This window comes from Volucribacter psittacicida (genome assembly GCF_004339025.1).
GTDB lineage: Bacteria > Pseudomonadota > Gammaproteobacteria > Enterobacterales > Pasteurellaceae > Volucribacter > Volucribacter psittacicida.
Map to the genome: position 1 here is coordinate 26669 of NZ_SMFT01000003.1, position 23053 is coordinate 49721.

Below are 23053 nucleotides of genomic sequence, written 5' to 3' on the forward strand. Positions count from 1 at the left end.
GTCAGTTTTTGAATTATTTTTTGATTGATAATTAGAATAAACGCTCAGAAGTTTTTAATAAATCATATTTGAAAGGGCGTTTCATATTGTTTATGGCGTCAATAATATCATGATGAACCAGTTGGTCGTTTTGGATACCAACACAATAGCCTGCTTTACCTGCTAGCAGTAAATCTACGGCATAAACCCCCATACGAGAAGCAAGAATTCGGTCAAAGGCACAAGGGGAGCCACCACGTTGGATATGACCTAATACGGTGGCTCTTGTTTCGTGATGTACACGAGCTTCAATTTCTTTGGCTAATTCATTGACGTCAGTCATTAATTCTGTAATGGCGATAATGGCGTGGCGTTTGCCTTTTGCAATGCTAAGTTCAATTTGTTGAATAAGTTTTTCACGATCAAAAGGCGCTTCAGGGACGACAATATATTCACAGCCCCCTGCAATAGCTGCGGCTAAGGTGAGGTCGCCGCAATGTCTTCCCATAATTTCTACAATGGAAATACGTTGGTGTGAACTACAAGTATCACGTAAACGATCGATGGCAGACATAGCGGTTTCTAAGGCTGTTTGGTAGCCGATGGTGTAATCCGTACCTGCAACATCATTATCGATGGTGCCCGGAATACCAATACAAGGAAAGCCATGTTCTTCGGTAAGCAATTTTGCTCCCATATAAGAACCGTCTCCGCCAATAACAACAAGGGCATCAATACCATGTTGGCGTAAATTCTCCGCACATTTTGCCCGCACTTCAGGGTTTTTAAATTCTGGGAAACGGGCTGAACCTAAGAAAGTGCCACCACGGTTAATCACATCAGAAACGCTAAAACGGGTAAGTTGTTTAATTTTGTTGTTGTATAAACCTTGGTAGCCATCATAGATACCAAAAACGTCTAATCCTTCGGAAAGTGCGGCACGGACAACGCCACGAATAGCGGCGTTCATACCAGGTGCATCACCACCACTGGTTAATACTGCAATAGTTTTTATCATAAGATCATTCCTTGTTAAATTTAAATGAAACCGTGATTCAATAAGTATAAATAAATTTTCTAATAGGCGTATTCTAACAAAATTTATTGCGTTTGTTATGTCAAATTTTATGTTGTTGTTCCGCTTGCACTACACTTGTTGGTTCTTGATGAATCATAATATCTGCTTGACCAAAGGCTTGGGCAAGTTGTTGTTCAATATGATCGGTAATATTATGCGCCTCAAGTAGCGAAAGTTCATCGGCTAATTCAAGGTGTAATTGGATAAAACGTACTGATCCTGCTCGTCTTGTACGAATATCATGTAAACCAATCACTCTTTTGTCAGCTAAGGCAATCTGTTTGATTTGCTCAATTTCTTGTGTGGGCAATGCCACATCCAATAATAATTGGGTAGATTCTATCAAAATTTTGACCGCACTTAATAAAATGTATAGGGCGATGATAATGGCAACAATACCGTCAATATAAATAAAGCCCGTAAAACTTAATGCGAATGAGCATAAGATCGCAATATTCATAAATAAATCCGTTTGGTAATGCAAACGGTCAGCTTTTATCGCAGGGCTATCGGTGATTTTTATGACTTTTGCTTGGTAAGTGATAAGTAATAAGGTTACAAGAATTGAAAATAGGGTAACTATGATACCGATTTCACTATTGGCAAGCGGTTGTGGCGAACTTAGGCGTTGTATGCCTTGTAATAAAATAAAAATGGCGGAGCCTGAGATAAATGCACTTTGGGCTAAGGAGGCGAGAGATTCCGCCTTGCCATGCCCAAAAGAATGGTTGTGATCCGCAGGCATTAAGGCAAAGCGTAAGATGACTAAATTCATTAACGAAGCCACCAAATCCAATAAGGAATCTGTGATAGAAGCCAGCATACTGACGGAGTCAGTTAGCCACCAAGCAATCCCTTTGACGATAATCAACATAATTGCTGTGATTACCGCCAGTATTGAGGCACGTTTGACGTAATGAGAATAATTTTGTGTCATTGCTGACATTTCCATTGCCAAGGTAAGGCTTGCAGATGGCGTAATTCTTTATTTATCGCATATTTTTTAAAATAAGAACGTAATTTTTGTTCGTTCATATTATGCAATTTTTGGGTTTTTTCCAGTTTTAAGGAATATTGATATTGGATAAAGCCACAATTCTCTACATTTTTTCCTTTGGCAATATCAATTTGCCAATTTGGATTTTGTTGAGTAGGAGCATAAATAACATAATTATATAAAAAGCCTTGTTGTTCGTAGGTGCTAAAATCAGTAATGGATTGATTAGCATAGGCTTTTTTTCTTAGGGCAATACGTTCATCGAAGCTACGCTGTTGATCGCGATCTAATAATATTTCAATGGCGGTATCCCAGTTAGTCGGGCTTTTTCCCTGCCCCACATAAAGGTAACGCACCACAGATCCGAGATCATTTTGGCTGATAAGATAATAATTTTTATTATTGTAATCAATGGATTGTGGTGCGACTAATTGTGTTGGTGGCGTTAATTGAGCACAGCCAGTGAGCAATAACAGGAGTAGTAAAATTTTTTTCATACTTTATTCACTTATATCACGTTTAAACACAAATTCAGTTTGACTTGATTGTGTGGCATCAAACCAATATCCACCGAGATCAAAATCTTTTAATTGCTCAATGTCGGTTAAACGATTTTGAATGATATAGCGACACATTAATCCGCGTGCTTTTTTGGCATAAAAGCTAATCACTTTGTATTTGCCATTTTTATTGTCTAAAAAAACAGGTTTAATAATTTTAGCCCTTAATAAATCAGGTTTAACGGCTTTATAATATTCGCCAGAAGCAAGATTGACTAAAATATTATCCTGTTGTTGATCTAAATCCGCTTGAATAACTTGAGTGATTTGTTCCCCCCAAAAGGCGTAGAGATCTTTGCCTTGTTTATTCGCCAGTTTGGTTCCCATTTCAAGACGATAAGGTTGCATTAAGTCTAAAGGGCGGAGCAAACCATATAAGCCCGATAACATTCGGAGATGTTGTTGTGCAAAATTCACATCGTCCACCGATAAACTTTCTACATCAAGTCCAGTATAAACATCGCCCTTAAACGCATAAATCGCTGCCCGGGCATTTTGTAAATGATGTTCTGTTTGCCATTCTTCAAAACGTGCGGCATTAAGACCAGCTAATTTATCACTAATGTGCATTAGTGAAGCAATATCGGCAGGCGAAAGTTGGCGACAAATTTGGATAAGTTGCTCACTTTGCGGAATCAGTCGTGGTTGAGAAAAATTTAAATTTGGCACCGCACTTTGATAGTCTAAGGTTTTTGCGGGAGAAATAATGGCTAACATAATTTGTGTATCCTATTTATATTCTATTACTGAATGTTTTTGTCTTTATGATGTAATTTGTAAGGGTAATTGCCAGTTAATTGGCAGAATATGTTGCTGTTGTAAGTATTCATTCGCTTTGGAAAAATGTTTACAACCCCAAAAGCCACGATGGGCAGAAAGTGGCGAGGGATGTGGTGCGGTTAATACGCAATGTTTTTGACGATCAATAAATTGCCCTTTTTTTTGAGCATGGCTACCCCAAAGGAGAAAAACCAAATGTTCACGTTGTGAATTTAAACAAGCAATGACCTTATCTGTAAAGGTTTCCCAACCAAAATTGGCATGGGAATGAGCTTGACCACGTTCAACGGTTAAAACTGTATTAAGTAATAATACTCCCTGTTTTGCCCACTCAACCAAATAACCATGTGTAGGCACAGTAAATCCTGCAATATCGTTCGCTAATTCTTTATAAATATTGACTAAAGAGGGCGGTGGTTGAATACCGGGCTTTACGGAAAAGGCTAACCCATGAGCTTGGTTGGGGCCATGATAGGGATCTTGCCCTAAAATCACCACTTTAACTTGAGAAAACTCGGTGAGTTTAAAGGCGTTAAAAACATCAGCTTGTGGTGGATAGATGGTTTTTCCACTATTTCTCGCTTGTTGGACTTGCTGTAATATCCGTTGAAAGTAAGGTTGATTTTTTTCCTCACTAATGGCATCTTTCCAGGTTTTCATTTTTAGCCTCCAAGCAATAAAATAGAGCGGTTATTATAAAGAACCTGAATAGAAATTCCTAGCATTTAAACTTTTCTTTCCACAGATTATTTGTTAATAAAATGTATTAATTTGTATCTTTTGTGATAATAAGAAAAGATAGGAATCATATTTTTATTGATATAAATCAAATTTAAGGACGGTATTAGAAAAAGTTGATTTGTTATACAACAAAACCTTGTAAAATAATTTGAAAAGATAAAATCTTTTGATAAACTTAATTCGATAAAGGTTAATTAACAAACAATTTTTTATTATTTGGAGGACACAATGATTAAAGGTATTCAAATTACACAAGCGGCTAATGACAATTTATTAAATTCATTTTGGTTATTAGACAGCGAAAAAGGTGAAGCACGTTGTTTATGTGCAAAAGGCGATTATGCGGAAGATCAAGTGGTTGCGGTTAGTGAATTAGGTCAAATTGAATATCGTGAATTGCCAGTTGATGTTGCACCTACAGTAAAAGTTGAAGGTGGACAACATTTAAATGTGAATGTATTGCGTCGTGAAACCTTAGAAGACGCAGTAAACAACCCAGAAAAATACCCACAATTAACTATTCGTGTTTCTGGTTATGCTGTGCGTTTTAATTCTTTAACGCCAGAACAACAACGTGATGTGATTACACGTACTTTCACTGAAAGTTTATAAGATTTACATAAAGGGGAAGATGTCATCACTTAACCCTGTTCATCAACATTATTGCCCACTTATGTGATAACCTAAGTGGGCAATTTTTATTGTTGTCCTCCTTTAAAATAATACTGTATTGGCACATTGCCTTATTTTAAATTGAAACGACCATATTATTTATCTCACCTATTAATCCGCTTTTCTCCAAGTTTATTTGTTGGAAAAAATAACAAATTCATAAAAAATCTTTGCGGAATATCACATATTTGAAAAATTCATTTAAGCAAGAATTAACAATATAAAAAGTTCTTGCTATATTGCCTATGCCTGAAGGCTTTTTCTTTTTCGTGATTAAGGAATGTATTATGAGTTCAGTACCTATTCAAGAGAAAAAAGTGTTTGATAAAAATGCGATGATTTTTATTTTAGACGTGATGATTTTTCTCGTTTTATTAAATGTTTTACCTTTTGATCATAAAGTTAATCAAGGGTTAGCTTTATTGGTTTTTGTGGGAATTTTATGGCTTACAGAAGCCTTACACGTTACGATTACCGCCCTTTTAGTCCCTATTTTAGCCATTGCATTAGGTATGGTGGGTACCAAAGAGGCGTTAAGTGGATTTGCTGATCCCACTATTTTTCTATTTTTTGGTGGCTTTGCTTTAGCCACAGCCTTACATATTCAAAAACTCGATAAATTAATTGCTAATAAAATTATGGCAATGGCAAAAGGAAATTTATTGCTAGCCGTACTTTATTTATTTTTAGTTACCGCTTTTTTATCTATGTGGATGAGTAATACCGCAACGGCTGCAATGATGTTACCGCTCGCTATGGGGATTTTGAGCCAATTAGATCGTAAAGCGTATCACAATACCTATGTATTTGTGTTACTTGGGATCGCTTATAGTGCCAGTATTGGTGGAATGGGAACATTAGTGGGAAGCCCGCCAAATGCGATTGTTGCTTCTCAATTAGATCTTAGTTTTTCAGACTGGTTAAAATATGGCTTACCTATTATGCTGATTTTATTACCATTAATGATCGCCACCCTTTATATGGTCTTTAAACCTAAGCTCAACTTCCAGTTTGAACAACATTTTGAAAAAATTGAGTTAGATACTAAACGTATTATTACCTTAGCCATTTTTATTTTGATCGCATTATGCTGGATTTTTAGTTCCTCAGTGAACCCTGCGTTGTCTCATTTATTAGGATTAGAGAAAAATATTGCTAGCTTTGATAGCATTATTGCTTTATTTGCGGCAACCTTAGTTTGCATTACCAAAGTCGCTTCTTGGAAACAAATTCAAGAAAATACTGAGTGGGGCGTACTATTATTGTTTGGTGGTGGCTTAACCCTCAGTGAAGTATTAAGAAATTCAGGGGCAAGCAAAGTGATGGCTGATGGTATTGTCTTTTTAATTGAAGGAGGACATTTTTATCTTATCGGTTTAATTGTGGCTGCCTTTATTATCTTTTTAACTGAATTTACCTCTAATACAGCCAGTGCAGCTTTATTAGTCCCTATCTTTATTTCCATTGCTCAAGCATTAGGTATGCCAGAATTAGGGCTTGCATTAATTATTGGTTTAGGGGCTTCCTGTGCCTTTATGTTACCTGTCGCAACACCGCCTAATGCTATTGTATTTGGAACGGGAGAAGTTCAACAAAAAGAGATGGTTAGAGCTGGTGTTATACTAAATATTCTTTGTATCTTTGTTATTGCCACTTTCGCTTATATTTTCTGGTTTTAACCCATATAAAACGAGATTTCTTCAAAGATTAGCCCTAGCAATGCCTAGGGCTATTTTATAGTCGTGCCACTTTAAATTAAAACGGCGATAATAGAAAATGAAAATAAAGGTGTATAATAAACCCATTTTTAATCAATAATAATGAGGAAAATATGAATTTACACAGCCAAAATGTACTTGATGAACCAAATCATAATACCATTTTTATGGTATGGAATTTTAAACCAGAGATTGATGTGTCTAAACATTTCAAACGGTTATGCACCCTCATCATTAACCTTAACCATACTGCACAAATTCGTTTTCCTGATGCTCATGCCAGTGTTGTCATGGGAATAGGTTATGAGGCTTGGCAACAGTTGGATTTACCAACACCTTTACCAAAAGAATTTTCACCATTTAGAGCTATCAAAGGAAGTAAGCATACCGCAGTATCAACCAGAGGGGATTTACATTTTCATATTCGTAGTGATGAACAAAGTTTTTGTATTGATACTGCGGCGGTTATTACGGATTTATTGCAAGAGGTAGCAGATAGCGTGGAAGAAGTTCATGGCTTCCGTTACTGGGATGGACGCAGTATCCTCGGTTTTGTGGATGGCACAGAAAACCCACAAGGCGAAGATCGTAAACGTTTTGGTATGATTGGCGAGGAAGATCCTGTTTACCAAGGGGGAAGTTATTTATTTGTACAAAAATATCTCCATGATATGCAGGCTTGGCGAGCTTTGCCAGTGGAAGAACAAGAAAAAGTCATTGGACGCAGTAAAATTGATGATATTGAAATGGACGAAGACACCAAGCCAAGTAACTCTCATTCCGCATTAGCCAATATTGGCGATGACTTTAAGGTGATCCGCGATAATATGCCCTTTGGCAATGTTTCCAATAATGAAATGGGGACATATTTTATCGCTTATGCCAATTCATTTAGCACAGTACGCCGTATGCTATCTAATATGTTTATTGGTAGCCCAAAAGGGAATTATGATCGCATTTTAGATTTTAGTACCGCCAAAACAGGCACATTATTTTTTGTTCCAACCTTAGATATGTTAGGCGAGTTTGCTGAGTAGTAAGTGCGGTGGGTTTTTTTGAATAAATATAGGCTTGCTTTCTTTGCCTCAAAGAGAGTAAGCTCATTATGAAAAATATCATCGTCCCACGTTAAAATAATATCGCGCTGGCACGCCTTGTTTTTGAAGCGACTATAATTCAAAAAACGACCGCTCTTTTCTTAAGCGGTTTTTAATTGGGCAAAATATTGCTCTATTAGCTCACAAATAATACGCATTTTTTCCGATTGAATACGTTGTAAACGTACTAAATATAAGGGATAAAGGGGCAATTTCCATTCAGCACAAAGCTGAATTAAGTTTCCTTGTTGTAAGTGAGCCTGCACATCTAATTTAGGTTGCATAGACACACCAAAGCCATTTAGTGTGAGAGAACGGCTATTATATACACTATTACATTGCACGCGATAATTAGGTGTGATCGTAGTTTGTTGTTGTCCACGTTGAAAATGGATAGACATTTGCGATTGATGACGAAAATTGATCCAATCTAATGCAGCGAGTTCATCAAGATTGTTAGGTAAAGCCTGTTGAGCTAAATAATCAGGGCTTGCACATATTACCATTTCAATATCAAAGAGATGTTTAGCGATCATATTATTTTGCAAGCTATTTTTCCCTACGCGTAATGCAATATCAATACGTTGTTCAACTAAATCAATCAGTTTATCCTCAAAATATAAATTGAGATTCATCGCAGGATATTGAGCAAGAATTTTTTTAAAGGTTTGCATTAATAAGCTATCTACAAATCCCGTTACGCAAGCAATATTTAATTGCCCCATCGGCTTATGGCGTAAGGCATCAATGGCATTAATGGCATTATCCGCCTGCTGTTGCAAATGAGCAATATGTTGATAAAACACCTCTCCCGCTTCTGTCAGAGAAAGTTTTCTGGTTGTACGATGAAATAATTTTATTGCTAATTGTTGTTCTAATTTTTTAATGGCTTGAGTTACGGCAGGCGAGGTCATCATAAGTTGTTCCGCCGCTTTCGTCATTGAACCTGTTTCAACAACCTTAATAAAAATAAGCATATTTCTAAAATCATACATAGTGTATTACCTGCGATTATTAAGTTTTACTAACAAGTGTATTGAGCTTTCAAGTAATGATCAAGCTATTATTTCTTACTATAATATCAATCACTTACCACAACAGTTATAAATAACCCCAGAATAAGGAGTAAATATGAAAGTATTATTAATTGGTGGAACAGGTTACACAGGTAAAGCCGTCTGTGAGGAATTATTACAACGAGGACACCAAGTTATTCTTGTGACACGTCAACCAGAAAAAATTCAAACCACAGAACAATTACAAGCCATAAGTCTTCCATTAACAGATATTGCCAGCTTAACTCAGCAATTTGCTGAAGTTGATGTGGTGGTTAATGCGGCGGTACCTGATCGTCATTGTTCCGATTTTGTTGAACAAGTGTGGCAAATAGAACGAGCCTTAGTGGAAGCCGCTAAAATGACAAAAGTACGTTTATTCTTACTTGGCGGAGCAGGTAGTTTATATGTTGCTCCTCAAGTTCAGCTAGTGGATACGCCAGAATTTCCCGCTGAATTTAAACTTGAGGCAGAGTTATTTAAAGAGATTTTAGCTTGGTTAAAACAACAAAAGGACGTAAATTGGACAATGATTTCTCCACCTCCTGTTTACTTTAATGGCTCACCTTTTACACAACGCAAGGAACAATACCGCATTGCTAAGGACGAAGTGCTTATGCTAGACGGAGAACCAACAGGTATTAGTAACTTTGACTTAGCTATTGCCATTGTTGACGAGTTAGAGCAACCTAAATTTAGCCAACAACGTTTTACGGCGGGATATTAAAGTGCGGTCGGTTTTTTTATTATTTTTAAACTAATTAATCCTTTCCCTTAAATGTTAAGTAACAAAATACCCTTAGTCATTATTACTAAGGGTATTTTTTATACAGAGATGCCCATAAATGGAAACGGGCATAAAATATACACTTAAATCCTAAAATGTTCTAAGTGCAGATCTATGGCGTTACAGTTTTTCCACCAACTCAACCGCTGCACCGATATAGCTTGCTGGTGTGAGTTGTTGTAAGCGTGCTTTTTCCTCCTCAGGAATAGCGAGTTTGCTGATAAATTCTTGCATCGCTTGAGCATCTACACGTTTACCACGAGTGAGTTCTTTTAGTTTTTCATAAGGTTTTTCAATACCATAGCGACGCATTACGGTTTGAATTGGTTCAGCGAGGACTTCCCAGTTTTGATCGAGTTCATCGATAAGATGTTGTTGGTTGACTTCTAATTTGCTGATACCTTTGCGAGTGGCGGCGTAGGCGATTAAACAGTAACCTAAGCCTACGCCGAGATTGCGTAATACGGTTGAATCGGTGAGATCACGTTGCCAACGAGAAATTGGTAATTTACTGGCTAAATGGGAAAGAACGGCGTTAGCTAGCCCTAGGTTACCCTCGGAATTTTCAAAATCAATAGGATTGACTTTATGTGGCATGGTTGAAGAGCCAATTTCGCCTGCGATAGTGCGTTGTTTAAAATGGTTTAAAGCAATATATCCCCATAAATCGCGATCAAAGTCAATTATGATGGTATTAAAGCGAGCAATATTATCAAATAATTCGGCAATGTAATCATGAGGCTCAATTTGGGTGGTATAAGGGTTCCAAGTGAGTCCAAGACTTTCTACAAATTCTTGGCTGAATTTGTGCCAATCAATGTTTGGATAAGCGGATAAATGGGCATTATAGTTACCGACAGCCCCATTAATTTTGCCGAGAATTTCTGTTTGTTGTAATTGTTTGAATTGACGGCGTAAACGGTAAACCACATTTGCCATTTCTTTACCAATGGTAGAAGGGGAGGCTGGTTGTCCGTGGGTACGAGAAAGGAGAGGAACGGCTTTGTATTGTTGTGCTAATTCAGTAATTGCTTCGATAAGTTGTTGCCATTCAGGTAGAAGAACTTGCTCTCGAGCAGTTTTTAACATTAAGCCATGAGATAAGTTATTAATATCTTCTGATGTACAAGCAAAATGGATAAACTCACTGATGTTCGCTAATTCTGCGATATGTTCACTTTTTTCTTTTAGGAAATATTCTACTGCTTTCACATCGTGGTTTGTGGTGCGTTCAATATGTTTGATCCATTCCGCATCCGCTAAGCTGAAATTTTCGACAATTTGGTTGAGGTAATCGTTTGCTTGTGCGGATAAAGCTGGGACTTCTTGGATTTCTGCGGTTGAGGCTAACTTTTGTAACCAGCGTACCTCTACGGTAACTCTGAATTTTAATAAGCCAAATTCAGAAAAAATCCCTCGCAATGCGCTGGCTTTATCTTGATAACGTCCGTCAATAGGTGAAATTGCGGTTAGTGCGTTGAGTTGCATACTAGCTCCATATTAATAGTTAATCGATGATAAAAGTTGTTGTGCTTGATTGATAATTTTACGGCGTGAAAATAAAATTTGCCATTTGGTACCGCCTACTTGGCGCCATAATACCGCCGAACGAATTCCTGCGAGTAAGCAAGCACGAATTTTGTGTTGGATTAAAGGTTGTTGTAGATAAAGAGGGTTGCCTTTTACTTGAATTTTATTACCTAAAGGGCTAATAACCTCCACATAAATGGCGGCAAGACTGGCGAGCATTTGTTCATCAAATAAATCAAAGTAGGCAAGTTGGTTGGGAATGCGTTGGATTTTATGGGCTAATTCCGTTTTAGCTTGCTCTGATTTATTGAGTTTACTTTCTAACGCTAATAAGCTCATCCAATAACGGCTTACTTCTAAATCATTTTCGCCTTTTACCCCACCAAATTGTTCTAATAAGGTGGTTAAGCCTAATTCTAAATGTTCAATTTTATCGCCAAAAACCGCAAGGGTATGTGTTGGGGAGGTTTGTAATAGGCTTTGGATTGAATATTGTTGCGCCTCTTTCTCGGCATCGCCATAATGGGCGAATTGTTGTACCAATTTTGTGGCTTGACATAAGCCTGCGAGGGCAAGAGTAATATCGTAATAATTGGCCATGAATAAATCAACGTGATGAGGTTAATAAAGCTGACAGAAATATACCATTTCTCTATACAATTTAAAAGGCGATCAAAAAACAATCCTAATTTTGACCGCACTTTTCTGAGGAAGTGATGATTATTTCAAGGCTTGCTCAATAATTCCTCCCCCTAAACAGACTTCGCCTTGATAAAAGACAGCAGATTGTCCTGGAGTCACCGCCATTTGAGGTTCATCAAACATCACACTAATGCAATCTTGATTGATTGGCTCAATGGTGCAGGTGATATCTGTTTGACGATAGCGGGTTTTGACGCTACAGCGTAAAGGTTGTTGCAAGGCTTGGCGATCAACCCAGTGTAATTGTTGAGCAATCAAGCCTTTGGCATAGAGTCTTGGGTGGTTATGCCCTTGGGCAACAATGAGTTCATTATTGGCAAGATCTTTTTCTACCACATACCAAGCTTCATCGCCTGCATTTTTTAAGCCACCGATACCTAAGCCTTTGCGTTGTCCTAGGGTATGGTACATTAACCCATCGTGGCGACCAATGATCTCGCCGTCAACGGTGCGAATATCGCCCGGTTGAGCGGGCAAGAAACGGGCGAGAAAGTCTTTGAATTTACGTTCGCCAATAAAGCAAATGCCAGTGGAATCTTTTTTCTTGGCGGTCACTAAGTCAAGTTCTTCGGCAATTTGACGCACTATCGGCTTTTCTAATTCGCCAATAGGGAAAAGGCTTTGGGCGATTTGTTGGTGGCTTAGGGTATATAAAAAATAGCTTTGATCCTTGTTGCTGTCTAATCCACGTAATAATTGTGCTTTGCCTTGATGTTCGCCACGTCTTACATAATGCCCTGTGGCAATATAATCTGCTCCAAGATCCTCTGCGGCATAATCTAAAAAGGCTTTGAATTTAATTTCCTTATTACACAAAATATCAGGATTTGGGGTGCGTCCTGCTTTGTATTCATTTAAAAAATGTTCAAATACATTGTCCCAATATTCGGCGGCAAAATTGATTTTATGTAAGTGAATACCAAGTTTATCGCATACCGCTTGTGCATCGGCTAAATCCGCAGCGGCGGTGCAATAATCCGTATCATCATCTTCTTCCCAATTTTTCATAAACAAGCCTTCTACTTGGTAGCCTTGTTGTTGTAATAAATAAGCAGAAACGGAAGAATCAACGCCGCCAGACATACCGACAATCACTTTTTTAGCTTGATTAGCAAGGCGTTGCTGTTCACTGATTGGGGTTACATATTGTTGATAAGTTGTTGATTTCATAATAACTCTGTTGTTGTAAAAGTGCGGTCTATTTTTAACAAAATTCTCTTTGCAGATAGCTATATTAAGCAAATAACGCAAGTTGCTCAAGTTTTGTTATTACTTGTGAAACTTGAATATCCGCCATTGTGTTGCCTTGTAAATAATATTGTTGTTGTCCATAACAGCCGATAAGTTGGGGATCCGTTGCCCCATATAAACTAATATTGGGAACCGCTAATGTCGCAGTTAAATGGGCTAACCCCGTATCTACCGAAACCACTGCCCGAGCTTGAACAATAATTTGGGCTAATTGGCTTAAACTTGTTTTGGGCAAAACCTCTACTAAGGGAGCTTGTTGAGCGAGACGTTCCGCTCGGGCTTTTTCCTGTGGTGTGCCCCAAGGCAGTTTGACCTTAATGCCTCGTTGATTGAGTTGCTGAAATAATGCTGCCCAAGAAGATTCAAGCCAATGCTTATCCGCCCTAGTGGTGGCGTGAATTGCCACAACATAAGGCTCGGCAGGGGGATTTTGCGAGCCAAAATGGGAGAGAATACCATAATCTCCCTTTGTTGTCGGCAAAGGATAGCCTAAACTGGCAGCGAATAATTGCCTAATCCGCTCTACGGCGTGTTGTTGGTAATTAATGGCATAGGTATGATCATAAAATAAGCTCGCAAGAGGTTCACGAATAGAATGACGATCATAGCCATATTTACGCCCTTTTGCCCAATAAGTGGCGAATAACGCACTTTTTAATAGACCTTGCGCATCAATTACCGCATCATAATTTTGTTGCTGTAATTGCTGTTTATAGGCTCGCCATTGTTGCCAACTTTCGGCTTTAAAAAGCTGTTTCCGCCAACGGCGTAGCCCAATGGGAATAACCTGTTTTACTGCCGAATGCCAACTTGGGATCTCGCAAAAATTTTCCTCCACCACCCAATCTACCTGCAAATCTTTGATCGCCATTTGGGCGTCAGTTAATGCCGGTAGGCTGTGTAAAATATCGCCCATTGAGGAGGTTTTAATTAAACAAATTCTCATTGTGAAGATTGCTCGGCCAAAAGTGCGGTCAATTTTTGCAAAACTTTTTCAGGTTGAATATCAATTAAACTTTGATGATAACCTTCTTGGCTATCCTTGCCTTGCCGAATTTTGATTAAGCCACCTTCAATTAAGCGGATAATACAGGCGTTATCAGATAAAGGCGGTGTATATTGTGGACTGGTCGGCCCATAGCAAGCCACTAAGGGGCGTTGCAAAGCGGCGGCGATGTGCATTAAACCGCTGTCATTACTCACAATCGCACGACAATCCGCGATCAAATCCACCGCTTGATTTAAGCTCGTTTGCCCTGCTAAATTAATGCAGTAGGGCTGCAACTCAGGGGCAAGGCTGTTACGAATTTGTTCGCCAACGGCAAAATCTTTGGCAGAGCCAAATAGGCGGATACTATAATGCTGTGCAATTAATTGCTCGGCAAGTTTAGCATAATGATAATGCGGCCAACGTTTAGCTGGGCCAAATTCTGCCCCTGGGCAAAAACCAATAGCAGGGCGTGCTTCTGTCAGGGCTAATTGATGTTGAAAAGCCTGCTTCGTTTGAGCAATCTCTGTGGGATTGGTTTGCAAATAAGGGGTAGGAATGGTTAATTGCTGTGCTGTTGGAACTTGATTAGCCGGATAAGCCAACGCCACATAGCGTTGCACCATCATTGGATAATCTTGCTTATTACGGCGGAGATCATTGAGTACGCCATAACGGCTTTCCCCTTTCCAACCTCGACGTAACGGAATCTTGGCAAAATAAGGAATTAACGCAGACTTAAAAGAGTTCGGTAAGACGATTGCCATATCATATTGATTTCTCAATGATTTCCCAATGTGATAACGGGCTTTCAAGGCAAACTCGCCATGCCCAATGGGCATACTCATCGCCTGTCTGACTTCAGGCATACGTTGTAATAATGGCTTGCACCAATCAGGGGCAAGCACATCAATTTGACATTGCGGATATAATTGAGCCAAGCCTTGATAAAGGCTATGAGACATCATCATATCGCCCACCCAAGAAGGGCCAATAATTAAAATATTCATGATTTGCGATTTAACCATTGCATATATTCAGCCACACCTTGAGCCACGTTTTTGAAAGACTTATCGTAGCCTGCTTGGCGTAACTTGGTAAGGTTGGCTTGGGTATGTTCTTGATAGCGAGATTTTAAATGCTCAGGGAAAGGAATGGTTTCTATTTCCCCCTTGCCATGGTATTGGATTACCGCTTTAGCCACTTCTGCAAAGGACTCCGCATTGCCTGTACCACAATTATAAATCCCCGAAATACCCTTTTGCCACGCCCAAATGTTCACTTGTGCCACATCTTCCACATACACAAAATCCCGTAAAAAATGGCTTGAGCCAGCGAATAATTTCGGATTTTCGCCATTTAACATTTGCTTATTCAAATGAAAAGCCACACTCGCCATACTGCCTTTATGCTGTTCTCTCGGCCCATACACATTAAAATATTTAAAGCCACACACAGGGGATTTGACTTGAGGCAAAATGGCTCTTACATATTGATCAAATAAAAATTTAGAATAACCATACACATTTAAAGGCTGTTCAAATTCACGTTGCTCAATAAATTCAGTTTTATCGCCATAAGTAGCAGCACTAGAAGCATAAAGGAAAGGAATACGACGATCTAAACAGTAATGCAAAAGCTCTTTAGAATATTCATAGTTGTTTTGCATAATATATTTACCGTCCCATTCTGTGGTAGCTGAACAAGCCCCTTGATGGAAAATGGCATCAATTTCACCAAAGTCATCACCAGCAATAATTGACGCAATAAAATCTTCTTTATCACAATAATCCGCAATATCTAAGTCCACCAGATTAACGAATTTTGTGCCGTCTTTAAGATTATCTACCACTAAAATATCTTTACGCCCTAACTGGTTTAAGGCTTTCACAATATTGCTACCAATAAAACCTGCACCACCTGTTACAATAATCATCTTCTTTCTCCTTCATCAATTTGTTGCATTATTTTAGCATTAATAAATAGCAAAAGTCGCTCGAATATAACTGGCTACCGCCTCATCTTTATTTAAGCCAATTTGTTCTAGTTGCGGGCAAGCGGTTTTTAAACGAGGATCCGCATTAAGCATAATACAACCTTTGCCTACCAGACTTAGCATTTCCACATCGTTCATACCATCACCAAAGGCAATACAATCTTGCAGTTGATAATCTCGCTGGGTTAATAAATAAGAAAGTGCGGTGCCTTTTGACACATTTTTATTCATCACTTCTAAACATTGTGGCGTAGAAAAGGTAATCGCCGTCTGCTCGCCAAATTGCTGACGTAATCTTTGTTCTAGCGGGATCAAATCCGCAGGTTCTCGTCCAATAAAAAAGACTTTTTCCGTACCGCGTCCATGATGTTGAGTAAAATCCACCACTTGATACATAAAGCCAGAATCTTGATGATATTTGTGTAACTCGGGAATATCCTTGTTAATAAACCACCCCTCATCTTGATAGCTATTTACACAAACACGCTCAGGATTACATTCAATATTCATAATTTGCCAAGCCAAATTTTCATCAAGGCTATTATGGTATAAAAGATTACCTTGTAAATCATGTATTCTTGCCCCATTTGAAGTAATCATCACCGCATTATCTAGCTGAGCCTTGGCTAAAATTGCACTGACATCCGTATAATTTCGCCCAGTAGCAAGAATAATATCTACTTTTCGCTGAGCAACTTTCGCCAAAGTTTGCAAGGTAAACTCGCCGATAATATGATTCGCATTTAACAATGTACCGTCTAAATCAGATACGATTGCTCGAAAAGGTAATTTGTTCATTGTGATTCCTATTTGATGGATAGAGGGGGAGATCATAGCAAAAATGGCGTATTTTGGGAATTTTAGCTGTTGGTTAATGTAAATAAGTGGTACGCCTCGCTGTACTATTTGTATTGCCTTCGGCGTATCACTTTGTCTTATTCTAAATTGAAACAACGATCTATTTACAAACTCTCCCCTTTGGTTTCCTTAATCCAATATAAGGCAAGTAAACTTAATAGTGCATTAAGGGTTAAGTAGATGCCTACTGCCATGAGTCCATAATGGGCGTTCAGTGGTAAAGTCACTAAGGTGGCGACACTTGCACCGAGAATGCCAGCGCCGTTATAGGCTAATGAGGCTCCAGAATAACGGGCGGAGGTGGGGAAGAGTTCTGGTAGAAAACTGGCGAGTGGTCCATATCCCATACCGATGAGTGCCATACCTATCATAAGGAAGTAGAATAAACTTGTGGTGGTGCCATTATGTAGGAAAAGGGGTAAACATAATCCAAATAATGCGACACCAACGGTTGTCCATATTAACCAAATACGGCGACCAAATTTATCAATGGCAATGCCTGATAGTAAAATTGTGCTTGCCAATGCAATGGCACTACACATTAATAGTGCGGTAAAAATTTGGGTAGAAATACCAAGCCCCATTGGGTGTCCTGCTGGTGATAAGCTGGCTGGGGATTTGGCATAAATTTGGCTAAAGGCAATCATAATATAGAATAGGACATAACCTGCTACGCAAATTAATAGCCCTAAAATTAGCGGTTTATAATGGCAAGTTAGCACTTGCCAGATTGGAAGTTTAACGGGTTTATGCTGTTCTAAAGCGGAAAGAAATACGGGAGTTTCTACTAATTTTAGCCGTACATAAATGCCGATACCAATTAATACCACAGAAAAAAGAAAAGGCAAACGCCAAGCCCATTCCAGTAATGCTTGTTCGCCAAAGATATAGCCTATCAATAAAAAGACAGCATTAGCCAGTAATAGCCCTATTGGGGCGCCAAGCTGAGGAAAAATGCCATACCAACCTCGTTGTTGTGCGGGGGCATTTTCAATGGCAACTAACGCCGCACCGCCCCATTCGCCGCCGAGACCGATCCCCTGTCCAATTCGGCATAAACAGAGCAATAAGGTTGCCCAAATGCCAATGCTTTGGTAGGTGGGTAATAAGCCGATGCAGACCGTTGCACCGCCCATTAAGAGCAGGGACATCATAAAGGTTTTTTTGCGTCCAATGCGATCGCCAAAATGCCCGAAAATTACTGCCCCTAAAGGGCGAGCGATAAAGGTTAAGGCGAGGGTTGAAAGTGCGGCGAGTTGATTGGACATGGGATCGCTGCTAGAAAAAAATTGTTGGTTAAAAATTAATACCGCAGCAATGGCGTAAATATAATTGTCAAAATATTCTATGGCGGTGCCAATCATTGTGGCACTTGCCACTTGCACTTTGCTATTTTTCTGTTCCATGAGGTTTTACTCCACTTGAATGGCGTAGTCTGCTAAGGCAGGCATTTGTTTGATTAATCCTTGTTGTTGCATAAAGGTTGCCATTGCTTGATAGCGTGCGTTATCTAATGCGCGTGGGCGTAAGGTAAGTCTTGGTAAGGTATCTCGCCAAGCAAGACGGTTAAGCTCATTATCAAGCTCTTGTGGTTTATAGCTGACAAAATCTTGCCATGCTTGTTGAGGGTGATTAATCAAATAAAGTGTAGCTTGTTCAAGGGCGGTTAAAAATGCGGATAATTTTTTTGTATCAAGTTGGTTTTTATTGGCGACTAAAATGAGTTCATCATAAACAGGCACGCCATGCTCTTCAGGATAAAAGGCACGTCCTGGGCGATTTTCTAATGCCATTTGGTTCAGTTCAAAATTACGGAATGCCCCGATGACGGCGTCCACTTGTCCACTAAATAAAGAGGGAGAGAGCGACCAATTGACGTTGATCAGTTCCACATCTTGTGCGGATAAATTGGCGGACTTTAACATCGCAGATAACAACGCACTTTCAAAACCACTGACCGAATAGCCGACTTTTTTGCCTTTAAGATCCGCTAATTGTTGGATATTGCTATCCGCTAACACCACTAAGCTATTTAAGGGGGTGGAGACTAATGTTCCGATACGCACTAAAGGTAAGCCTTCCGCTACTTGCATTTGTAAATGTGGTTGATAGTCAACGGCAAGATCCGCTTTGCCAGCGGCAACCAATTTAGGTGGCATAGAAGGATCGGCTGGCTCAATAATGTCTACCTCTAAACCATTTTCAGCAAAAAAGCCTTTTTGCTGTGCCACGATAATGGCGGCGTGATCAGGGTTGACAAACCAATCAAGCATTAAACTGACTTTCTGTTTGGCACTTAATGATGAACTAAACATAGTGAAAAGTGCGGTCAAAATTAACAAATATTTTTTCATAGTTGCTCCTTTGTTTAAGGTAAATAATTTGCCCAAGGAATTAGGCGGTTAAGTAATTTATCAAGGGTAAAATAAAGCACTAATGCCATCGCCATCAGCATAAATAAGGCAGCGAACATTAGGCTTACTTGCATTCGGGCATTGGCTTGTAGCATTAAATAACCTAGCCCTTGTGATGAGCCTACCCATTCGCCCACAATCGCCCCAATAGGGGCGACGGAGGCGGCAATACGCAAACCTGAGGCGAGGGCAGGCAACGCCGCAGGTAATCTCATTTTGATTAACATTCGCCAAGGCGAGGAAGTCAATGTACTGGCTAATTCTAGCCATTGCTTAGGCGTATGGCGTAAACCGTCGTAGCAAGTGGCGGTAACGGGAAAATAGATGATTAAGATTGTCATCACGATTTTAGAAGGTAAACCATAGCCAAACCATAAAACTAATAAAGGAGCAATGGCAAAGACAGGAATGGCTTGGGATAGCACTAATATGGGCAGTAATAAGCGGGCGAGGGCGGGAAATAGGCAAAGTATTAAGGCAGAAAATAAGCCTAATAAAAAGCCGATAACCAAGCCGAGGAGAATTTCGACTAAGGTAATTTTGCTATGTAATAATAGCAATGGCCATTGCTCTATCAAGGTTTTTCCAACGCTAAAAGGGGGTGGTAATAAATAATGGGGGAGCGAGAAATAATGGACTATTGCTGCCCAAATGGCGATTAACGCTAAGGCTAATAAAGTGATTTGTACGAGGTAACGCAAGGAGGTTTTCATGATGTCTCCATCAGTTGCTGTAATAATTGTTGTTGTAATTGCCATAAGGTTTGCTGATTGAGCTGGCGAGGTTTTTGCCCTTGCGGTTCAATGGCATAAGATAGCTGTACGGGTTCGCCATTGAGTACATAAATTTTATCCGCAAGGCGTAAGGCTTCTTGGGGATCGTGAGTAATTAATAATAAGGTTTTATCCCGAAAGAGTTGATAGGTCAGATCTTGTAGTTGTAAGCGAGTAACGGCATCTAAGGCGGAAAAGGGTTCATCCATTAAAATAATTTCCGCTTCTTGCATTAAGGTTCTTGCTAAGGCAACACGCTGTCGTTGCCCGCCAGAGAGTTGATAACAAGGTTTATGGCGATGTTCAGCCATATTCACCGCTTCTAATAATTGATAGGCTCGCTGGCGAGTTTGGGCGGTTTTATTACCGTTCAAATATTGGGCTAACTGCACATTATCCTCAAGAGATAACCAAGGATAAAGGCTATCTTGTTGGGCTAACCAAGCGATTTTGCCTGTGCAACAAATGCGACCTTGTGAAATAGCCGCCTGCTCTAATCCAGCGATGGCGCGCAATAATGTGGATTTCCCAATGCCAGAAGTGCCTAATAAAGCAACCCATTCTCCTTGTTCTAAGCTAAAATCAAATTGATGAAACAACCGTTGTTGCCCAAAAGACAAGGTAAGTTGGTGAATATCAATGGCTTTCATTGCGAATCAATCTCGTTGGATTAATCACAATATTTTGCTTTTATAAGAAAAAAGGTAAGAAAAGATAAGAAGATAAAAGAGAATAAATGCATAATTTAGTTTCCTACGTCAGTATTAGCTGTATCAGGTTCACGGGTATCATCTCAGCTCGGCAATCACCTAAGCACCCCGACTAATGCAATGACTATAACTTAGCTTATGAAAAAAAGCAAAAATTTTGTAAAAATAGACCGCACTTTGGGGAAAAATGGTTTTCTTCTAGTCTATAGCCTCTCCATTTTAAAAATACTGTGTTGGCTTGTTGTACTATTTGTACTGCCTTTGGCGTGCAGCCTTGTATTCTTTTAAATTGAAATGACTCTAATATTTTTATTTAATGTTAAAAACAGCTTATTTTATCTTAGGCATTTCAAAGGTTTTTAATATATAGGAAGCCTGATTATTAATAATCAGGCTTAACTGAGTTGGAATTAAGTCATTTAGAAATATTTTAAACTCATATTATTATTTTTCTTTTACTGGTTTTAATCCAGCATTAGATAAAGAAATATTAAGTAAAGATAAAGCTTGCTTTTTCTCAAATGCTGTTAACAATGATACATGTTTATTTTTCAATGCAGCTACAAATAACCAGAAAAGATTTATATTTACAGAAAATGAAGCCTTTTTTAATCGTACATAACTATTTTGAGCTCCCACAGAATTAAACTCTTTAACATTTTTAATTCCAACTTTTGATAACAATCTTTCATGTTTTATCGTTAGATTTGCCATTTCTCTTATACGCTCCTTTTTACTCAAGATCTCATTAAGTTTCTGTAGTTTTACTTGTTGAATTGAAGCGATTATTAATTTTCTATAAAGATCATGATCATTCATCACACTAATAGGCAAACGATAATATTTATAAATAGATAAGCCTGGAGAAGCATGGGCCCATCTAACCGCTCCTAAAGATTCTAAATACTTCGCGAGTTCATTTTCAGCTCTAAGATAAAACATACTACTTCTACAAATACCAAACATAATTGTTTTATCATAAAATATTCCATCTGCAGCAAATAATTTTTTTGCTGTAACATTACCAATTAATTTGTTTAATAATGTAACAAATTCAGATGTATCTTTGAAAATAATAGTCATATACCATTCCTTATACTTGACAATATTTACACTAATTTAACACCAGCAATATTCTTATAACATACAAATACAATAAAACACAAAGCAATTAAAAATAATTGTGTAAAAGTTGTGATCGTTATCGCAAAATAAGGGTATTTTTAACAAAAAATACTATATAAAACTTATTCAGATTGCATAAAAATCAGAGTTGATCTGATAATTTATGATAAAAATGTGAGCTTCAATTTAACTTTGGATACAAAACAATACGACGTTAGTATGCCTTTGCTACTATTTACATTGCTTTAGTGCTGCTGTTTTGTCTTACTTAAATTGAAAAAATATAAATTTCCAATTTAACATTGATCTTTCTAAACTCACCCCCATTTAATCAATTCAAGGTTGCTTAATACATAAAAGGGGAAATTATGCCTTTACTTTTATTTTTTCTTTGTGCTTTTTTATTTGTTTACATTGAATTTTCGTTATTAATCTGGTTTGGGGCTAATTTTGGTGTTTTAGCCTTAATTGGGTTACTTATTTTATCTTCTCTAATTGGGCTAACAATGATCCGAGCAAGGGGGTGGTACACTTTACTTAATGTACAAAAACAATTATCACAAGGGGAAATTCCCGCCGCTTCTCTGCTTAAATCAGGCATTTGGATTTTTGCTGGGGTGTTATTTTTTATTCCTGGTATTTTAACGGATCTTGTTGCTTTATTTTTGCTAACCCCTATGGCAAGTTTATGGATTGAGAAGTTAATTAGTAACAAAATTAAATTTTTTGCTTCTGGTTTTCGCTTTCGTCGCCAACAGGGTTTTCATTCTGAACAGCAACAAGATATTTTTGAAGCGGAATACGAAAAACAGCAAGATCAAGACAAGCGATTAAAATAACTACAAATTGCCTCTTGAAATCATAAAATCGTTCCCCATATAGTGAAAGAACATTTTTTTAACCACTTAAAAAGGAAAATAAAATATGAATATTCGTCCATTACATGATCGTTTAATTATCAAACGTGAAGAAGTTGAAACCAAATCTGCTGGCGGTATTGTGCTAACAGGTTCGGCGGCGACTAAATCTACTCGTGCTAAAGTATTAGCGGTAGGTAAAGGTCGTATTTTAGAAAATGGTTCGGTGCAGCCTTTAGATGTTAAAGTTGGCGATACTGTCATTTTTAATGAAGGTTATGGTGTAAAAACAGAAAAAATTGATGGCGAAGAAGTGTTAATCATTTCTGAAAATGATGTATTAGCTATCGTAGAATAATCAATCAGTTTAAATAGAGAGGAAAAG

Annotated in this window: 24 protein-coding genes and 1 riboswitch; of the genes, 6 read left to right on the forward strand and 18 right to left on the reverse strand. The window is 38.4% G+C overall.

Annotation, left to right across the window (positions count from 1 at the left end):
- Positions 1 to 31: 31 nt before the first annotated feature.
- The 5 genes from pfkA to ung form a co-directional block, all read right to left on the reverse strand.
- Positions 32 to 997, reverse strand: coding sequence for a 6-phosphofructokinase (pfkA, locus tag EV694_RS06925; RefSeq protein ID WP_132690912.1), 966 nt, complete (start codon positions 995 to 997; stop codon positions 32 to 34).
- Between the two features lie 100 nt (positions 998 to 1097).
- The gene (locus EV694_RS06930; RefSeq protein WP_132691290.1) at positions 1098 to 1994 is read right to left on the reverse strand and encodes a cation diffusion facilitator family transporter; all 897 of its coding nucleotides are present in this window, start codon (positions 1992 to 1994) and stop codon (positions 1098 to 1100) included.
- Positions 1991 to 2551, reverse strand: coding sequence for a hypothetical protein (locus EV694_RS06935; protein WP_132690914.1), 561 nt, complete (start codon positions 2549 to 2551; stop codon positions 1991 to 1993). The genes EV694_RS06930 and EV694_RS06935 overlap by 4 nt, the downstream gene beginning before the upstream one ends.
- Before the next feature lie 3 nt (positions 2552 to 2554).
- The gene (gene yaaA, locus EV694_RS06940) at positions 2555 to 3331 is read right to left on the reverse strand and encodes a peroxide stress protein YaaA (protein WP_132690916.1); all 777 of its coding nucleotides are present in this window, start codon (positions 3329 to 3331) and stop codon (positions 2555 to 2557) included.
- A gap of 45 nt (positions 3332 to 3376) precedes the next feature.
- On the reverse strand, positions 3377 to 4054 hold the full coding sequence (gene ung, locus EV694_RS06945) for a uracil-DNA glycosylase (protein WP_132690918.1): 678 nt from the start codon (positions 4052 to 4054) through the stop codon (positions 3377 to 3379).
- Between the two features lie 309 nt (positions 4055 to 4363).
- Here ung and grcA point away from each other — a divergent pair, with 309 nt between their 5' ends.
- The 3 genes from grcA to EV694_RS06960 all read left to right on the forward strand — a co-directional run bounded on the left by grcA (position 4364) and on the right by EV694_RS06960 (position 7562).
- Entirely contained in the window at positions 4364 to 4747 is a 384-nt protein-coding gene (gene grcA, locus EV694_RS06950) for an autonomous glycyl radical cofactor GrcA (RefSeq protein ID WP_132690920.1), read from the forward strand.
- 347 nt (positions 4748 to 5094) lie between these two features.
- Positions 5095 to 6486, forward strand: coding sequence for a DASS family sodium-coupled anion symporter (locus EV694_RS06955; RefSeq protein WP_132690922.1), 1392 nt, complete (start codon positions 5095 to 5097; stop codon positions 6484 to 6486).
- 152 nt (positions 6487 to 6638) lie between these two features.
- On the forward strand, positions 6639 to 7562 hold the full coding sequence (locus EV694_RS06960) for a Dyp-type peroxidase (RefSeq protein ID WP_132690924.1): 924 nt from the start codon (positions 6639 to 6641) through the stop codon (positions 7560 to 7562).
- A 161-nt stretch (positions 7563 to 7723) separates the two neighbouring features.
- Here EV694_RS06960 and EV694_RS06965 read toward each other — a convergent pair whose 3' ends face one another.
- Positions 7724 to 8617 (reverse strand): LysR family transcriptional regulator, encoded by an 894-nt coding sequence (locus EV694_RS06965; RefSeq protein ID WP_132690926.1) that lies wholly within the window; start codon positions 8615 to 8617, stop codon positions 7724 to 7726.
- Between the two features lie 136 nt (positions 8618 to 8753).
- On the opposite strand from EV694_RS06965, the gene EV694_RS06970 reads away from it, so the two are divergent.
- Entirely contained in the window at positions 8754 to 9404 is a 651-nt protein-coding gene (locus tag EV694_RS06970) for an NAD(P)-dependent oxidoreductase (RefSeq protein WP_132690928.1), read from the forward strand.
- A 180-nt stretch (positions 9405 to 9584) separates the two neighbouring features.
- Here the strand turns inward: EV694_RS06970 and purB are convergent, their stop codons facing one another.
- The 12 genes from purB to EV694_RS07030 form a co-directional block, all read right to left on the reverse strand.
- The gene (purB, locus tag EV694_RS06975) at positions 9585 to 10952 is read right to left on the reverse strand and encodes an adenylosuccinate lyase (protein WP_132690931.1); all 1368 of its coding nucleotides are present in this window, start codon (positions 10950 to 10952) and stop codon (positions 9585 to 9587) included.
- A gap of 12 nt (positions 10953 to 10964) precedes the next feature.
- On the reverse strand, positions 10965 to 11594 hold the full coding sequence (gene hflD / locus EV694_RS06980; protein ID WP_132690933.1) for a high frequency lysogenization protein HflD: 630 nt from the start codon (positions 11592 to 11594) through the stop codon (positions 10965 to 10967).
- Between the two features lie 120 nt (positions 11595 to 11714).
- Positions 11715 to 12866: a tRNA 2-thiouridine(34) synthase MnmA gene (mnmA, locus tag EV694_RS06985; RefSeq protein WP_132690935.1), complete on the reverse strand. Its 1152-nt coding sequence runs from the start codon at positions 12864 to 12866 to the stop codon at positions 11715 to 11717.
- Positions 12867 to 12930: 64 nt separating this feature from the next.
- Positions 12931 to 13893 carry a lipopolysaccharide heptosyltransferase RfaC gene (rfaC, locus tag EV694_RS06990; protein ID WP_132690937.1) on the reverse strand — a complete coding sequence of 321 codons (963 nt, stop codon included), beginning with the start codon at positions 13891 to 13893 and terminating at the stop codon, positions 12931 to 12933.
- Positions 13890 to 14945 carry a lipopolysaccharide heptosyltransferase II gene (waaF, locus tag EV694_RS06995; RefSeq protein WP_132690939.1) on the reverse strand — a complete coding sequence of 352 codons (1056 nt, stop codon included), beginning with the start codon at positions 14943 to 14945 and terminating at the stop codon, positions 13890 to 13892. The genes rfaC and waaF overlap by 4 nt, the downstream gene beginning before the upstream one ends.
- A complete protein-coding gene (rfaD, locus tag EV694_RS07000) occupies positions 14942 to 15871 on the reverse strand; it encodes an ADP-glyceromanno-heptose 6-epimerase (protein WP_132690941.1) in 930 nt (309 codons plus the stop codon). Before rfaD ends, waaF begins: the two co-directional genes overlap by 4 nt.
- Before the next feature lie 39 nt (positions 15872 to 15910).
- Positions 15911 to 16729, reverse strand: a complete 819-nt coding sequence (locus EV694_RS07005; protein WP_132690943.1) for a Cof-type HAD-IIB family hydrolase — start codon at positions 16727 to 16729, stop codon at positions 15911 to 15913.
- A gap of 164 nt (positions 16730 to 16893) precedes the next feature.
- The gene (locus EV694_RS07010) at positions 16894 to 18195 is read right to left on the reverse strand and encodes an MFS transporter (RefSeq protein WP_132690945.1); all 1302 of its coding nucleotides are present in this window, start codon (positions 18193 to 18195) and stop codon (positions 16894 to 16896) included.
- A 6-nt stretch (positions 18196 to 18201) separates the two neighbouring features.
- Positions 18202 to 19143 carry an ABC transporter substrate-binding protein gene (locus EV694_RS07015; RefSeq protein WP_132690947.1) on the reverse strand — a complete coding sequence of 314 codons (942 nt, stop codon included), beginning with the start codon at positions 19141 to 19143 and terminating at the stop codon, positions 18202 to 18204.
- A gap of 14 nt (positions 19144 to 19157) precedes the next feature.
- Complete coding sequence (locus EV694_RS07020; RefSeq protein WP_132690949.1) at positions 19158 to 19916, reverse strand: ABC transporter permease; 759 nt, start codon at positions 19914 to 19916, stop codon at positions 19158 to 19160.
- The gene (locus EV694_RS07025; protein ID WP_132690951.1) at positions 19913 to 20626 is read right to left on the reverse strand and encodes an ABC transporter ATP-binding protein; all 714 of its coding nucleotides are present in this window, start codon (positions 20624 to 20626) and stop codon (positions 19913 to 19915) included. Before EV694_RS07025 ends, EV694_RS07020 begins: the two co-directional genes overlap by 4 nt.
- Before the next feature lie 83 nt (positions 20627 to 20709).
- A riboswitch (TPP riboswitch) is annotated at positions 20710 to 20807 on the reverse strand.
- Positions 20808 to 21130: 323 nt separating this feature from the next.
- A complete protein-coding gene (locus tag EV694_RS07030) occupies positions 21131 to 21769 on the reverse strand; it encodes a TfoX/Sxy family DNA transformation protein (protein WP_132690953.1) in 639 nt (212 codons plus the stop codon).
- Positions 21770 to 22179: 410 nt separating this feature from the next.
- Between EV694_RS07030 and EV694_RS07035 the strand changes: the two genes are divergently transcribed.
- The gene (locus EV694_RS07035; RefSeq protein WP_132690955.1) at positions 22180 to 22650 is read left to right on the forward strand and encodes an FxsA family protein; all 471 of its coding nucleotides are present in this window, start codon (positions 22180 to 22182) and stop codon (positions 22648 to 22650) included.
- An 85-nt stretch (positions 22651 to 22735) separates the two neighbouring features.
- Complete coding sequence (locus EV694_RS07040; protein ID WP_132690957.1) at positions 22736 to 23026, forward strand: co-chaperone GroES; 291 nt, start codon at positions 22736 to 22738, stop codon at positions 23024 to 23026.
- Positions 23027 to 23053 lie beyond the last annotated feature (27 nt).